This is a genomic window from Oscillibacter sp. PEA192 (assembly GCF_003574015.1).
Taxonomy (GTDB): Bacteria; Bacillota; Clostridia; order Oscillospirales; family Oscillospiraceae; genus Oscillibacter; species Oscillibacter welbionis.
This window is the reverse complement of the sequence record NZ_AP018532.1, coordinates 1,510,959-1,524,501: the sequence shown is the minus strand read 5'-3', so window position 1 is coordinate 1,524,501 and position 13,543 is coordinate 1,510,959. Positions and strand designations below refer to the sequence as shown.

The 13,543-nt window shown below is 54.2% G+C and carries 16 protein-coding genes, 3 tRNA genes and 1 pseudogene; 16 read left to right on the top strand and 4 right to left on the bottom strand.

From position 1 onward, the window contains the following. Positions 1-213: 213 nt before the first annotated feature. Positions 214-289: transfer RNA gene (locus tag DN611_RS07495), tRNA-Pro, on the bottom strand. 168 nt (positions 290-457) lie between these two features. Between DN611_RS07495 and DN611_RS07490 the strand changes: the two genes are divergently transcribed. The 3 genes from DN611_RS07490 to DN611_RS07480 all read left to right on the top strand — a co-directional run bounded on the left by DN611_RS07490 (position 458) and on the right by DN611_RS07480 (position 1,479). Further along, positions 458-545: transfer RNA gene (locus tag DN611_RS07490), tRNA-Ser, on the top strand. 27 nt (positions 546-572) lie between these two features. Beyond that, positions 573-666: transfer RNA gene (locus tag DN611_RS07485), tRNA-Ser, on the top strand. Positions 667-1,185: 519 nt separating this feature from the next. Continuing rightward, positions 1,186-1,479, top strand: a complete 294-nt coding sequence (locus tag DN611_RS07480) for a hypothetical protein (RefSeq protein ID WP_145985075.1) — start codon at positions 1,186-1,188, stop codon at positions 1,477-1,479. A 52-nt stretch (positions 1,480-1,531) separates the two neighbouring features. On the opposite strand, the gene DN611_RS07475 is transcribed toward DN611_RS07480, so the two are convergent. Then, on the bottom strand, positions 1,532-2,338 hold the full coding sequence (locus DN611_RS07475; RefSeq protein WP_119311004.1) for a hypothetical protein: 807 nt from the start codon (positions 2,336-2,338) through the stop codon (positions 1,532-1,534). Positions 2,339-2,645: 307 nt separating this feature from the next. Here DN611_RS07475 and DN611_RS07470 point away from each other — a divergent pair, with 307 nt between their 5' ends. The 5 genes and pseudogenes from DN611_RS07470 (at position 2,646) to DN611_RS07450 (ending at position 5,374) form a co-directional block, all read left to right on the top strand. Continuing rightward, complete coding sequence (locus DN611_RS07470) at positions 2,646-3,350, top strand: hypothetical protein (RefSeq protein ID WP_119311003.1); 705 nt, start codon at positions 2,646-2,648, stop codon at positions 3,348-3,350. A gap of 69 nt (positions 3,351-3,419) precedes the next feature. Further along, a pseudogene (locus tag DN611_RS07465) lies at positions 3,420-3,626 on the top strand (M23 family metallopeptidase); the annotation flags it as partial. 16 nt (positions 3,627-3,642) lie between these two features. Further along, the gene (locus tag DN611_RS07460) at positions 3,643-3,948 is read left to right on the top strand and encodes a hypothetical protein (protein ID WP_119311002.1); all 306 of its coding nucleotides are present in this window, start codon (positions 3,643-3,645) and stop codon (positions 3,946-3,948) included. A 132-nt stretch (positions 3,949-4,080) separates the two neighbouring features. Next, positions 4,081-4,359 carry a DUF6103 family protein gene (locus DN611_RS07455; RefSeq protein ID WP_119311001.1) on the top strand — a complete coding sequence of 93 codons (279 nt, stop codon included), beginning with the start codon at positions 4,081-4,083 and terminating at the stop codon, positions 4,357-4,359. Between the two features lies 1 nt (position 4,360). Beyond that, entirely contained in the window at positions 4,361-5,374 is a 1,014-nt protein-coding gene (locus DN611_RS07450) for a hypothetical protein (protein WP_119311000.1), read from the top strand. Between the two features lie 26 nt (positions 5,375-5,400). Here the strand turns inward: DN611_RS07450 and DN611_RS07445 are convergent, their stop codons facing one another. Further along, a complete protein-coding gene (locus DN611_RS07445; protein WP_119310999.1) occupies positions 5,401-5,580 on the bottom strand; it encodes a hypothetical protein in 180 nt (59 codons plus the stop codon). Positions 5,581-5,657: 77 nt separating this feature from the next. Between DN611_RS07445 and DN611_RS07440 the strand changes: the two genes are divergently transcribed. The 6 genes from DN611_RS07440 to DN611_RS07415 all read left to right on the top strand — a co-directional run bounded on the left by DN611_RS07440 (position 5,658) and on the right by DN611_RS07415 (position 11,659). After that, positions 5,658-6,080, top strand: coding sequence for a hypothetical protein (locus DN611_RS07440; RefSeq protein ID WP_119310998.1), 423 nt, complete (start codon positions 5,658-5,660; stop codon positions 6,078-6,080). Between the two features lie 480 nt (positions 6,081-6,560). After that, complete coding sequence (locus DN611_RS07435) at positions 6,561-7,007, top strand: hypothetical protein (RefSeq protein ID WP_119310997.1); 447 nt, start codon at positions 6,561-6,563, stop codon at positions 7,005-7,007. Beyond that, positions 6,989-8,581 (top strand): MobP3 family relaxase, encoded by a 1,593-nt coding sequence (gene mobP3 / locus DN611_RS07430; RefSeq protein WP_119310996.1) that lies wholly within the window; start codon positions 6,989-6,991, stop codon positions 8,579-8,581. Before DN611_RS07435 ends, mobP3 begins: the two co-directional genes overlap by 19 nt. Positions 8,582-8,610: 29 nt before the next feature. After that, on the top strand, positions 8,611-9,510 hold the full coding sequence (locus DN611_RS07425) for a DUF3991 and toprim domain-containing protein (RefSeq protein WP_119310995.1): 900 nt from the start codon (positions 8,611-8,613) through the stop codon (positions 9,508-9,510). After that, the gene (locus DN611_RS07420; RefSeq protein WP_442950791.1) at positions 9,507-11,369 is read left to right on the top strand and encodes a type IV secretory system conjugative DNA transfer family protein; all 1,863 of its coding nucleotides are present in this window, start codon (positions 9,507-9,509) and stop codon (positions 11,367-11,369) included. The genes DN611_RS07425 and DN611_RS07420 overlap by 4 nt, the downstream gene beginning before the upstream one ends. Beyond that, entirely contained in the window at positions 11,366-11,659 is a 294-nt protein-coding gene (locus tag DN611_RS07415) for a helix-turn-helix domain-containing protein (protein WP_119310994.1), read from the top strand. The genes DN611_RS07420 and DN611_RS07415 overlap by 4 nt, the downstream gene beginning before the upstream one ends. Positions 11,660-12,064: 405 nt before the next feature. On the opposite strand, the gene DN611_RS07410 is transcribed toward DN611_RS07415, so the two are convergent. Beyond that, a complete protein-coding gene (locus DN611_RS07410; protein ID WP_119310993.1) occupies positions 12,065-12,535 on the bottom strand; it encodes an RNA polymerase sigma factor in 471 nt (156 codons plus the stop codon). 14 nt (positions 12,536-12,549) lie between these two features. Between DN611_RS07410 and DN611_RS07405 the strand changes: the two genes are divergently transcribed. Further along, on the top strand, positions 12,550-13,026 hold the full coding sequence (locus DN611_RS07405; protein WP_119310992.1) for a metallophosphoesterase: 477 nt from the start codon (positions 12,550-12,552) through the stop codon (positions 13,024-13,026). 16 nt (positions 13,027-13,042) lie between these two features. Then, positions 13,043-13,438, top strand: coding sequence for a hypothetical protein (locus tag DN611_RS07400; protein WP_119310991.1), 396 nt, complete (start codon positions 13,043-13,045; stop codon positions 13,436-13,438). Positions 13,439-13,543 lie beyond the last annotated feature (105 nt).

Here is a 13,543-nt window from a genome sequence, read left to right as displayed (position 1 = left end):
GTCGGCAGCGGAAGAGCAGGGGGGACTGCGAATCAGAAGACGCCCGCCGCAATCTGTACAACATGGATGCTGTGTTTGTTTCCGCCGGTATATTCTGAACAATAAGGCCGCACACATTGCCGAGCGGGCAATGTGTGCGGTCAGTCACAAACAAGCCAGGGGAGATGTCGGTGAAAGTAAAAAAATCGAAGCATCCAAATTGGATGCTTCGATTGGTCCGAGTGGCGAGACTTGAACTCACGGCCTCTTGACCCCCAGTCAAGCGCGCTACCAACTGCGCCACACCCGGAAATGTGCTGCTCGAAGTCAGCTCAGTTATAATAGCATACTGTTTCTGGAAATGCAACCCCTAAAATGAAAAAAATTAAAAAAATAAAAATGGGAGCAGATTGTTGACAAATCGCCAATCGATATAGTATAATAATCAGGCGTCCGACGGATGGCGCCTTTCCATGATGGAGAGATGTCCGAGCGGTTGAAGGAACCGGTCTTGAAAACCGGCGACGCGCAAGCGTCCGTGGGTTCGAATCCCACTCTCTCCGCCACATCTTTAATCAGTGAATATCGTATCTGCAGAAGTACCCAAGAGGCCGAAGGGGCTCCCCTGCTAAGGGAGTAGGGTGTCTAAAAAACGCCGCGAGGGTTCAAATCCCTCCTTCTGCGCCATAAGGTGGCAACAATTCGGATATTTTAAGCGCAACGCTTAGAATACCAAAGGGTTGCCGCCTTTTTTTATTTCAAATTCTGCGCTCAGAAAAAAGATATTTTCGCGTTATTTTGGTAACCGGGGAGATTTGAACTCCCCTTTTCACAGATTCAAAGGCAAAATCCTGAGAAGCGCCCTTTTTGCGGGCGCAGAATAGAGCGATCTTTCCTCAAAATTTTATACGATCTTTCGGGCGTCTGTTTGTTGGTTTCGTCGAAGCCATCAAAAGGGCGCCCTTTTTCATTTCACAACTTAATCCGTCAACCGGCCGGAGCATTTCAGGATGCTCCGGCTTATTTTTTTGCTTACGAGGAGGACTCCAAAATGAACAATCAGAACGAAACCGCGCAGCTCCGTTTCCTTGAAGAAACCGCCACCCGGCTGCGGCAAAACGGTTTCACGGTAGAGCCCATCGAGGATCACCACCTGCCCGTCTGCGGGGAAAAAGGGCGTCTCTGCCGCATCTCCGGCAGGGCAGCGTGTTGTACCGGCAGGAGTGTGTGGACAGCGTCCGGGCGCAGGATGCGCTGCAAAGCGTCATCGACACCGCCAAAACGACTTCGGAGTACATGGCGATTCTGGAAACCGCGCCGCGGCTCAAAGCCAGCGGTCTCACTGGTGACTACCGCGTCCTTGCTGACTTCGGTGACGCAGTGCTGGCGGGCCACCCCAGCGAGCGCGGCGTCCAGTTTGTGACTTGGGAGTGGGACTTCGACCGCGAGGGCGTCCATCACGGACATTATTTCCAGGATGACTATGATGCCGCCTATTAAAATTTTACTGGCTATTGCTTTTCGAACGCCAGATGAGAAAGATTCATTACAGCTACGCCGTTTTGCTATTTTCCTCCGGCCAAGTCAAAGTTGGGTAAATATCTTGCGCCAGCTCAGGCTTACGCTGGACATCACCATTGTCGGTAATCTCCCAGCGTCCAAGAGTAACTTCGCATTCGATATTTTGAGTATCCTGATAGGCAATGGTCAACCATAGGGCGTCTCTCCGTCTACACGGTACTTCTATACGCTCCGAACAATAGAGGCCGCTTTCTGCATCCCGTGTAGCAGGCGCTACCTTGGTCAAAATGCCATTGCAGTACACACGTAGTTCTACGGTACAGCTGCCATCTTCGTCGCCCTCTAAACAAATATCACTCACTTCGGTGGTAATAACTCCGTTCCCGAGATTTCCCGCTTTAAACTTTGGGGTCAAAAGATTATATTTTCTAAAATGCACCGGAAGCAGTGTTATTGCATTGTCGCAATCACGAAGGCGCTTTTGAACAGTCCCCTCATCCGTCAGGTAGAGCTGAAAGCTGTTTGGCTGATCCAAGGGCACCCTAAAAGAGCCGATGAATAAATCGCTTTTTGTCTCCGTTAAGGAAATTTCCGTAGAGGTATCCTCCGTTTCAAGAAGCAGAGCAGGCTTCTTCCAGCCTTTTAGGGGTACAGCGGCATCTAGAAGAAGTTGATGATTTTCTACATCAATTCCCGTAGATGTTATCCTGACATTCGCCTCTGGCGAGTTATCAATCGTTTCCTGCAACTTACCAATCGTCAGTCGTACACCTACCAGTAGTACTGCAAATAGGAAAAATATCACAATCCGCTTTTGATTCTTCTTGAAAAATTGCATATTCAATGTTCTCCTTTTTTGAATTTTTTTATCCGCTTATACTACCTATGTTGTACCAGTAAACCCCGCTAAATCAACAGTTCCGTATCCCACATAAGTAACTTCCTCCGCAGAGTTTTTGATGATAGCCAACCAGTGCAGCATTCTTAATAGAACATTTGTTTTTATTTTGGTTGCCCTCCTCAAATAAAGCGGTTACTCTGATATTTTCCATTTTTCCCTCACAACTTCCGATTTGTTTGCCACATCATAGCACACCCCCCAAAATGTGTAAAACCAAATTCTACACTGAAAGGAGATCTTAACCTTGAAAGATGCAACACAATTCCATATCCGACCTGCCCGCCCGGATGAGGCGGGCTTATTTTATGCCCAGCCCCCCGAAGAAGATAAGCGCCTTGGCACTGTCGGCTGTGTCCGCATGGACTTCGGGCGCAGCGGAAACGAGTTCTGGCATACCTGGTGGCCCCGTGGCCCGGAGGAACTGAACAGTCCCGCGTTCAAAGCGGAGTTGCAGCAGATCGTTGGTAAGCTCCGCGAAGATGTGCTGAAAAGCCGCTTCGCTATGGAGCTTTTTTGCTATGACCACGGCGGTAAAATCGACGGCGGCTATGTACAGAACTACGGCTACATCGTGGAAACGGAACATTACCGCTTCTGTCTGCGCTGTAATCCGTCCCCTGGAGATTACAATGGTTACCTCACCGCTTACGATTTGGCCGTCCAGCGGCAGAACACGGCGCGGGACAAGCCCCTGGTGGGCCGCGTGTCCTATGCCAACGGCGATGCACAGGATTTTACCGATGCCGAAGCCTTTCTCAAGTGTGTGCGGGAGGAGCTTCCGTATCGCCCGACCACAGGTCTGCACTACGAAGTGCTGACCGATGATCCTGCTGTTCGCAAGGCTGTGGACGATATCGTCTTTAATCTTTATGGCGAGGAAAATCCCCGTCAGTTGGAGGAATATCAAAAAATGCCCGATCAGGGCATGACAATGGGAGGTATAAAGTGATGGACAGAAAAATGGTGAATTTCATCAAGGAACAGTATCCCTCCGGCACTCGCATCCGGCTTAATTCGATATGCGATGATCGACCACGGCAACGGGCTCACCACGCTGTACGGCCACTGCTCCAAGCTGCTGGCAAAAGTGGGCCAGACGGTGGAGGCGGGAGACATCATCGCCCTCTCCGGCAGCACCGGGCGCTCCACCGGTCCGCACCTCCACTTCGAGGCACGTGTCAATGGGGAGCGGACGAATCCAAGGGCATATCTGCCGAAAGGCTGAAAGGAAGGAAATGATTATGAACATGGCTCGCTACGAGCAGGAAACCATTATCGGCTTCAACGAGGAAGAAAAGACCGCCGTGATTTACACCCACAACAAGGTACTGCGTCAGAAGCTGGAAGCGCTGGCGCGGGACAGACCGGAGGATTGCAGGCTCGTCAAAGTGTCCCGCAGCGGGCGGGCAGTTGACTACGCCATCCCGAAATCATGGATAAGGATCGTGTCGCCGCGGATCGCAAGTGAAGCGCAAAAAGAGGCAAGCAGAAAGGCGTGTGAAAAGGCCGTTTCTGCCCGTCGGAAAACCCCGCGCGGGGATAATTGAGACCGCGCACGACCGCCGGAGGGTAGTGATACCACCCACAACACAAAAACACCAAAAAAGCATGGAGCACAGCGACATGAAGGCGCTGGGCTTCCAACTCCGTGACTACTACGAGGAGGTTGAATAACAATCATGAAAAAAGAAAATGTCACGATCTCATTCGAGAGCGAGCAGCTTGCCGCTCTCGAATTTTCTCTCAAAAAGAAGAACACCAGTGTACAGGCGCAATTGGAGGAGCTGCTCAAATGCCTCTACGAATCCGAGGTGCCGGAGCCGGTGCGGGAATACCTCGCCAGCCGCGCGGCGCCCGCTGCCCGTCCCCGCCGTCCGGCAAGACCGGCAAAGCCGCAGCCGCGGGAGGAGCCTCCCACCGCGTTGGCGCAGCCCACTGACGAAAGGAATGGTGAGTGAGATGGCAGATCATGTAGACATCACGCTGTGGATCGACCAGCGATGGAAGGATGCCATTGAAAAGCATCTCAAGGATGAAACCTTGCGGGAGCATCTGGAGGATGTACTGGATGAGATGTGCAACCAACTCCCGGAGCGTGAGTACGAGCGCATCAGTGCCGAAATCTACGCGGAGGATGCCGCACGGCGCGCGGAGGAGGAAGCAGCCCGCACCTATGCCGCCTACCATGTGGTAGAGAACGGGCAGGAGTGGTACTTCAAGACCTCCCCCGGTGAGGAACTGCTGGATGCCGCAGTAAAGCTGCGCGGCTATGTCACTGCGGAGAAAGGCTCCGCGCCGGATCTGTTCATTAAGCTGTTCGCGGACGGGCATCCCATCACGGTGCAGGAGTACAACGCGCTCACCGCCCTTCGCATGGAGAACACCGGCAAGGTGCGCGGCGTGTTTGATCTCAACTTCGACAAGCGGGAGTTCTCCGCCGTTCACATCATGGACGGTTGGCAGACCTGGGCGATGCGGGATGTATCCGTGGCGGCGTACCATGCCACCCGGTCACAATTCGCGTCGAGCGATGATCAGTGGCGCAAGTTGCTGGATCATCTGAGCGGTAAGGAAATCACCTCGGCGGGACACCTCTCCGCGCGGATTTTTTCTTTCGGTGATGAGATCATCGAGATGGACGGCAAGCTCAATTTTTATGTGCGGACGGAGTTCGATGTGGATGCAGCCTTCGGCACCTTCGTCTGCACGGATAAAAACGATGACTGGCTCAACATCTACGCCAACTACGACATGGAGAAAAACCGCCCCTGCGACACGCTGGAACTGAATCTCTGCAAAGCGGATGGCACAGAGGAAACCTGGAGCTACCGGCTCAACGCAGCCGAGCAGGATGTTCTGCTGCGGAAGATGGAGGAATACTGTCAACAGCAGACTGGTATGAGTCTCCACGACTACGCACAGCAGCTCCGAGAGGAACCGGAACAGCGGCAGGGTCCGGTGATGAAACTGTAGGCACAAACACAGCAAGGCTGAAACGCTCACGGCTGCAGAAACAACAGCGTCCAGGCTGCGCAGCCCAGCGGGGCCGCGGCACCGACGAACCGCGTCAACCCGCCCTTGGCGGGCAGCCGCAGTTCGGCGGCTGTTATTCTGCTTCCTCGGTTTTTCTGCGATATGGAAAGGCGCAAAACCTCACGAAAAATTTTGTTGGATTTCATGAATAGCTTTCCGACTGCCGCTGTGCCATTGTGTTTGCGCAGCGCGCTACACAAAAAATAAACAGGAGGAATTTGAAATGAATACAGAAGCCGCAATGGAACTACAAATGCGTCTGGCAAAGGAGGCGCTGGCAATGCTGGTGATTCATCCAACGTTTGACGTGCAGTTGTACCGTGAGAGCATCATGGAGATCGGTGAGGCGTGGGAACTCCCAGCAGACGCAACGCTGGAGGCGCTCGCACTCATCGAACATGAACGATTGGCGATTCAAAAAGCCGGAGAGGGCGGCGTTGTGCAGCACATTCTTCCGGAAGAAGAACTGCCCATGCATGCTACCGGCACGGAAACACTGGATAATGTATGGGATCTGTTTGAAACATCCCTGCGCACTGAGAGCACGAAAGGGCGCACGGTTCTCTACAACATGGCGAGGACACTGGAAGAAACGCAGAACCTGCTGGACTGGATTGAAAAAACGGAGGAGGAAAAACAGGTGTAACTGCGCCTGACCAGAGCGATTCCATACAGCCGAGCCGCCCCACATGGGGCGGCTCCTCGTTTCCCCCCGTGTTTCGCCCTGTGAGCCGCTGTGTGCGCGTTTATGGGCTGGGGTGGCGTGTGTATCCGCCGCAGCCTCTTGAAACGAACGTTGCGGCGTTTGTGGGCGATGTGTGAAAAGGCCCGGTGAATACCGCTCCGGCTGTGGGAAACCGAGCCTTTGGGGATGGGTGCTTCCCTCCCGGCCATGCCCCGTTTCGGAGGTTTTCGCCCCTTATTTACCCGTTCGATAAAAGCACAAGATAAAGAGAGGTGCCCCTAACTGGGCCCCTCTCAGCCACAAAGCCCCGCAGTGCGGGGCTTTCAGAGGTTTGGACAAGGTGCACCTTTTGCGGGTTTTGATGGAAAACAGGTGCACCTTACCCGCAAAAACGCAGGCGTGACAAGAGGTTGCGCCTTTTCAGAAAGGAGTGCTGCAAAAATGCAGGAAAATGACGAAAAGCGGATCGAGCGCACAGTGGTATGGCTGGATGCCAAGCTGGTTCCCCGTATGGACGGCTGGCTGGCCGCGGATAATTGCAAAAACCGCAGCGAATTTATCAACAAGGCCCTGCGCTTTTACATGGGCTATCTCGGTACCGAGGACAACACCGCCTACCTCTCCCAAGCCATCCTCACCGCCATTCAGGGTACGCTGGACGACAACAACAATCGGCTCTGCCGTATTCTTTTCAAGTGCGCGGTGGAGCTGAATATGCTCTGTCACACCATCGCCGCCCACTTCCGTACCGATCCCATCCACACGCGGGAGCTGCGGGCCTACGCCGTGGATGAGGTGAAACGCACCAACGGTCAGGTGAGTTTTGAAAACGCGGTGCGGAGCCAGCGGCGCATAGAGCCGGATGACACATGGCCCGGATCGTACTGATCTCGCCCTACCTCAAGGGCGGACAGAACGCCGCGAAGCTGGCCCAGCGTACTCGCTACGTCGCCACCCGTCCCGGCGTGGAGCTGCTGGCGGACGAGCGCAGTATACTCCCCGCCACAAAAAAGCAGCGGGATTTTATCACGCGGCTGCTGAAGTCCTTCCCCTCCTGCTGGGAACTCATTGAGTACGAGGAATATCTGGATCACCCCACTCAGGGCAGCGCCTCCGCGTTCATCCAGCAGGTGCGGGAAGACTACATGGAGGCGCTGGAGCAAAAGGAAAATTTCATCGACTACATCTCTCACCGTCCCGACGTCCAGAAGGACGGCGAGCACGGGTTGTGGGACGCTCACGGTAAGGTACAAAATCTCGCGCAGGCGGTACGGGAAGTGGCGGAGCATTCGGGCAACGTGTGGACGCCGGTGATCGCGCTGCGCCGTGAGGACGCAGAGCGGCTGGGCTATGACAGCGCGGAAAACTGGCAAGCTCTGGTGAACGCCTCCATCTGCGACATCGCAAAGGCGTATAAGATCCGACCGGAAAACCTGCGTTGGTATGCTGCGTTCCACCAGAAGCCAAATCAGGTGCATATCCACATGATCATCTTTTCCGCGGACCCCAAGGAAGGGTATCTCACCAAGGAGGGCATCCGGCAGGTGAAGTCCGTCTTCGCCAGACGGATCTATCATGCGGATCGGATGCACATCTACCAGCAAAAGGACATCGCGCGTCAGGAACTCCAGATGCAGACGCGCAAGGCCATGGTGGAATGCATCGCTCAACTGAAACATGGTGCAGTGGATAACCCACGGCTGGAGCAGCTCACCGAAGAATTGGCGGAACGCCTGCTGACGGTCAAGGGCCGAAAGGTCTACGGCTACCTGCCGCCAAGGGTCAAGGCCATCGTGGACGCCATCGTGGAGGAGCTGGCGAAGGATGAGCGGGTGTCCGCCGCATACAAAACGTGGCAGACGCTCTACGAGCAGGTGTGTCTGGACTACGATCAACGACCGCCCAAGCGTCTGACGCTCTCCCAGCAAAAGGAGTTCCGGAGCGTCCGCAACATGGTCATTCAGGAAACACTGCAATGGATGGCTGAGCGGCAGAGGTGTGCGGATGCACAGAGAACTTCTGCCACATCGGTGGAATCCATTTCGCCTGAGAATTCCGCGGCGGCCAAGAATGCCAAAGTAGAATCCACAGCACCAGCCGTTCCCGCACAGCCCAAATCTGACCGTGCGGCCAGCGCCACATCGGAAGATCCCGGCTCCGCTGATGCTATCGCTTCCAAGGATGCTGCGCCGCCTGCGGACGAGACACCTCCGATGCCTTCACAGCAGTCCGGTCAAACAGAACAACATGCACCGGTAGAATCAGATTACCATGCTCCCACGGTGGGCGAAACCGTCGTGCGGATGCTGCATCACATGAGCGGAATTTTTGAGGACAACAGCAAGATCGACCAGATCCACCGCGGCTTGCAGATTGACCGCAAGCGCCGTCAGGAATTGCAGCGCAAGCGGCTGGCGATGGGACACAAGCCGGACGACCACGAAGAACAGATGTTCAGGTAGCGCAAAGCAGAATTTTGAAAGGACACATCATGAGCAAATATATTTATTTTACGCCGGAGGAAAAGGCGCGGGCGCAAAGCACGGATCTCGTGTCTCTGCTGCGCGCCCAGGGGGAACGCCCCGTGCGCTCCGGCCGGGAGTTCCGCACGCCCAACGATCCCAGCATCACCGTCCGGGGCAACAAGTGGTTCGACCACTCCAAGCGCGAGGGCGGCTATGCCGTCAGCTTCGCGCAACGCTATTACCGTCTCCCTTATCAGGAGGCGGTTTTGCTTTTGCTGGGCAGAAAGAATGGAAAATCGTATGAGCAGGCAAAGCCCGCAAAGGAGGCTCCGAAGCCCTTCGCTCTGCCGGAGCCTTACGGAACCATGCGGCGTATGTATGCCTACCTCATGCGCCAGCGGCACATCGACCGGGACGTCATCACTGGCTTTGTGCGTGAGAAGCTGCTGTATGAGGACGTCCATCACAACTGCGTTTTCGTGGGGCTGGATGGCAGCGGCGAGGCGAAACACGCCCACATCCGCAGTACCAACAGCGAGGGACGGGTGTTCCGTATGAACATTGAGAGCAGCGCCAGCGGGCATTGTTTTCATAAGGACGGGACCGACAAGTCCCTCTATGTATTTGAGGCGCCCATCGATCTCCTGTCCCACATCACCCTCTACCCATACGGCTGGCAGGAGCACAGCTACGTCGCCTGCTGCGGGACATCCATCCAGCCGGTGCTGGAACGGCTGCGGCAGAACCCTAAGCTGGACACGGTGTACCTCTGCCTCGACAACGATGACGCGGGCAATGACGCCTGCGACCGTATGACGGACACGCTGGAGGACATGGGCTTGGAGGTGGAGCGGCTCTGTCCGGTACGCAAGGACTGGAACGACGATCTCCGCGCCAAATTTGAGAAAAAGGAGAGCCAGCCATGAACGGGGATACATGGATCTTCCTCGCCCTCTGCGGCGCTCTGCTGGTGTTTTTGCTCATGGCATCCTTCCTCTCCAAGAGCTACTCCCTTGACCGCATCAAGAGCAAGACGGTGGGCGACGGTCAGCACGGCACGGCGCGGTGGGCAACGCCCAAGGAGATCGGCAAGACCTATCACACCGTACCCTTCCGCCCCCGCCGCTGGCGCAAGGGGAAGGAGCTGCCCACGGAGCAGGGGCTCATCCTCGGCAGCGTGGGCGGCGGAAAACGTAAAAGCAAGGGAGGTTTCCTGCGGAAAACCTCCCGCAAGCTGCTGGAAAAGCTGCGCCGTCCTGTGGCGAGAAAGCCGAAACGGAGACCGAAGAAAAAATCAAAGGTGCTTTCAAAAGTCAAAAAGATGATCGAGGAGCAGGGGGATATCCGGGCGCTGGTGGACAGCGATGACATCCACTGTCTGATGATCGGTGCCTCCGGCGTGGGCAAGACGGCGTTTTTCTTGTACCCCAATCTGGAATACGCCTGCGCCTGCGGCATGAGCTATCTGGCGTTGGATACCAAGGGGGATCTGGCGCGGAACTACGGTGCCATCGCCTCCCGGTACTACGGCTACCGGGTATCCGTCATCGACCTGCGTAACCCAACCCGCTCGGACGGTTTCAACTTCCTGACACTGATGAATCACTACATGGATCTGGCGAGAGCAGATCCGTCCAACTTGGCGGCGCGGGCCAAGGCGGAAAAATACGCCAAGATCCTTGCCAAGACCATCATCAGCCCGGACGGTGACGCCTCCCAATACGGTGATAACGCCTACTTCTATGACAGCGCCGAGGGATTGCTGACGGCCGTTGTGCTGCTGCTGGCGGAATTCGTGCCGCCAAAGGACGGAGAGCCGGAAAAGCGGCATATCGTGTCGGCCTTCAAGCTGGTGCAGGATCTGCTGGCGATGCCGAGCTCACGGGGCAGGAACGGCTTTCAACTGCTGGTGGACATTCTGCCGCCGGAGCATAAGGCACGATGGCTGGCGGGCGCGGCGCTGACGGCGGCAGATCAGGCGATGGCCTCGGTCATGTCCACCGTTCTCTCCCGCCTGAACGCCTTTCTGGATACGGAGTTGGAGCAGGTCATCTGCTACGACAGCCCCATCAACGCGGAGATGTTTGCCTCGGAGAAGTGCGCCATTTTTCTCATTCTGCCGGAGGAAGACCCCGCCAAGAACTTCATCGCGGGACTTATGATCCAGAACCTCTCCCGTGAGCTGTTCTCCGTGGCGGACGAGCATGACGGCAGGCTCAAGAACCGCGTGGTGCTGTTCTGCGATGAGCTGGGCACCATGCCGCCCTTCGACATCCTGCCCCTGTTCAGTGCGGGCCGCTCCCGCGGGCTGACGCTGGTGCCCATCATCCAGAGCCTTGCCCAACTGGAAAAGAACTACGGAAAAGAGGGCGCGGAAATTATATGTGACAACTGCCAGGACACCATCTTCGGTGGCTTTTCGCCCCAGAGCAAAACCGCCGAAGCACTCTCCGCCGCCCTTGGCAGCCGCACGGTGCTCTCCGGCTCCGTCAGCCAGGGCAAGGAGAGCAGCCAGTCCTTGCAGATGATGGAGCGCCCGCTCATGACGCCAGACGAATTGAAGTCCATCCCCAAGGGCGAATTTGTGGTGATGAAAACAGGAACACATCCCATGCGGACGAGACTGCGCCTGTTTTTGGATTGGGGCATCACCTTCGATCCCGATGGGTACCGGATGCCGGAGCGGGCGGCCAGAAAAATCTCCTATGTGAACCGCGACGAGCTGGCCCGCAATATTCAGAACCGCCGCGAAAACAGCCCTTACAACACGGAGGATAGCAAATGAGCAAATTTAACTTTATTTACGCCGAGGATCTGAGCCACCGGGAAAAGACGGTCTACATCTACCTCCGGGATCGCGCGGATGCCTCCGGCGTCTGCTGGCCGGGGATCAAGACCATCGCCGGTGAGTTGGGCCTCTCACCCCGCACCGTCCAGCGGGCCTTGGCAGATCTGGAACACAGGCAGCTCATTGAGAAGCGGCAGCGCCACCGCGCCAACGGCAGCCTTACCAGCAATCTGTACCGCCTGACAGCGGCAAAAAAGTCACAGTCTCCCGCCAAGGGGGGACTGTGACCTTTTCTCTCCTAAAAATCTGTCCATAGGGTGGCGTCATCATGGCGCATCCAGAAGAACCTACTCTACCGGAGGATATACCAGTACAGAGAAAGAACAAGAATATAAACAATGTTCTTCATGATATAGGTCCATTTGTTGTTGGCATGGTCTTTTCTGAAAATCCACTATAGTTATTCCTGCGGCCACTGAGGTCCTATCTCTGTGGCCGCTGGAGAGGGCTCTATACACTTTAGCTATTAGAGCCTGAAACATCTGCACACTCTCTATTCAGCTGGTCTTAGAACTCTATATATTAAGGTAATAGAAATACTATGCATTGCTATTACAAAGAACAAAATATAGAGTGGTAGATTAGATTCATTCATTGCATCGACATTTGAGGAAACATCTTCTAAAAGAGTATTAAAAATAAGATAAAGGCAATAAAAACCATAGCAAATACCAGTATCGGCATAAAAAAATGTTGCGCTTTTCTTCCCCTATCTGACAAAGGAATGTGTCGATAAGCTGCTCGATGCGCCGATTTTCTGCTTCACTTTCAACATACTCCTTGCCAGAAACACAGTCACCAAGTTCTTCAAATGAACAAATCGCCTCTGGCTTTCGCTTTTCTGCGGAGAGGTATTCATACTTTTTCAGGGCAAGATTTCTGGTAATTCTACTTGCGAATACGGAAAACGGTGACGGCCTTTCTTTGGGAATGGCATTCCATAAGCCTAAATATGTATCGTTCACACATTCCTCGCTGTCCTCATGGTTTAGTAGGATATTACTGGCAATGCGAAAAAAGAGCTTTCCGTATTTTGAGGAGGTTTCTGTAATGGCATCCTCGTTCCTCTCCCAATATAGCCCAATGATTTTTTCATCTTCCATAGGCGACCTCCATTGTGGTACCGCGGTCTAAAAGCGCTTTCACTACCGTCTATATCCTGGGCGATATGGCCATGCGGGGTAAGAACAGTGCACTACTCGCGCTGGTTGCCCAGTTGAAGGGCAAGAAGATTTTGTTTCGCGGTAACCACGATGACCTGTCCGACTATCGCTATCAGCGGCTCTTTGAGGAAATCACTGACTACCGGGAGATTGCCGATTCCTTTGATGGAAAGACATACAAGCTCTGCTTGATGCACTATCCCATCCTGATGTGGAACGGCCAGCATCGCGGATCGATTCTTCTCTACGCCCATACTCATAATACTGTGGAAGAGGCATTCTTCCAGAAATGCGTCAAAGAGCTCAACGAGAACAAGAAACTGAATGTTCAACAAGGAAAGCCCATTCGCGCCATCAATGTCGGCTGCATGATGCCTTACATGGGCTACGAGCCGAGAACGCTGAAAGAAATCCTATCCGCGCATGAATAAGAAAGGAGTGCTGCCTGTGCTGCCAAAAGCACTGTTTTTGAGCACGATTGAGAAGATACGCCAGCAGGAGGCTCGTATTGATGAGTTCGATAAGGCCCTCAGTAAAATGTGCGATGGTTTTCCTGCCTTCGACAAGGACAATCTCTACCTGCTCGCACTGCGCGATTTGCTGAAGTACACTATGCAAGACCAGTATGACAATATCGGCTGGTGGTTATACGAAGCGCCGGATGCCGGTTACACCGTATCCTGGGAAGAAGCCGGCAAGGAAGTCTCTGTTGATTTGACTGAGGCCGGCGCCCTCGAAGTAAAGAAGTCGGGATGCGAGTTTTTAATTTATAAACAAAATGACGATAATTTAAATCGAAACCAAAGAAAAATCGAATATAACAAAACGAATACTCAAAAATAGCAGGAAAGTGTGAACAAAGATCGCTGATTTTGTAAACGTTGGCACTCGTATATTGACATTGCTAAAAACGGGGTTATAATGAACACAATCTTAGGGAGAGGGATA

Coding starts and splice junctions, on each gene's coding strand:
- DN611_RS07450 (WP_119311000.1), top strand. CDS start 4,361: ATGGCAGATCATGTAGACATCACGCTGTGGATCGACCAGCGATGGAAG.
- DN611_RS07415 (WP_119310994.1), top strand. CDS start 11,366: ATGAGCAAATTTAACTTTATTTACGCCGAGGATCTGAGCCACCGGGAA.
- DN611_RS07445 (WP_119310999.1), bottom strand. CDS start 5,580: ATGAAATCCAACAAAATTTTTCGTGAGGTTTTGCGCCTTTCCATATCG.
- DN611_RS07435 (WP_119310997.1), top strand. CDS start 6,561: ATGCAGGAAAATGACGAAAAGCGGATCGAGCGCACAGTGGTATGGCTG.
- mobP3 (WP_119310996.1), top strand. CDS start 6,989: ATGGCCCGGATCGTACTGATCTCGCCCTACCTCAAGGGCGGACAGAAC.
- DN611_RS07460 (WP_119311002.1), top strand. CDS start 3,643: ATGAACATGGCTCGCTACGAGCAGGAAACCATTATCGGCTTCAACGAG.
- DN611_RS07425 (WP_119310995.1), top strand. CDS start 8,611: ATGAGCAAATATATTTATTTTACGCCGGAGGAAAAGGCGCGGGCGCAA.
- DN611_RS07440 (WP_119310998.1), top strand. CDS start 5,658: ATGAATACAGAAGCCGCAATGGAACTACAAATGCGTCTGGCAAAGGAG.
- DN611_RS07475 (WP_119311004.1), bottom strand. CDS start 2,338: ATGCAATTTTTCAAGAAGAATCAAAAGCGGATTGTGATATTTTTCCTA.
- DN611_RS07455 (WP_119311001.1), top strand. CDS start 4,081: ATGAAAAAAGAAAATGTCACGATCTCATTCGAGAGCGAGCAGCTTGCC.
- DN611_RS07410 (WP_119310993.1), bottom strand. CDS start 12,535: ATGGAAGATGAAAAAATCATTGGGCTATATTGGGAGAGGAACGAGGAT.
- DN611_RS07420 (WP_442950791.1), top strand. CDS start 9,507: ATGAACGGGGATACATGGATCTTCCTCGCCCTCTGCGGCGCTCTGCTG.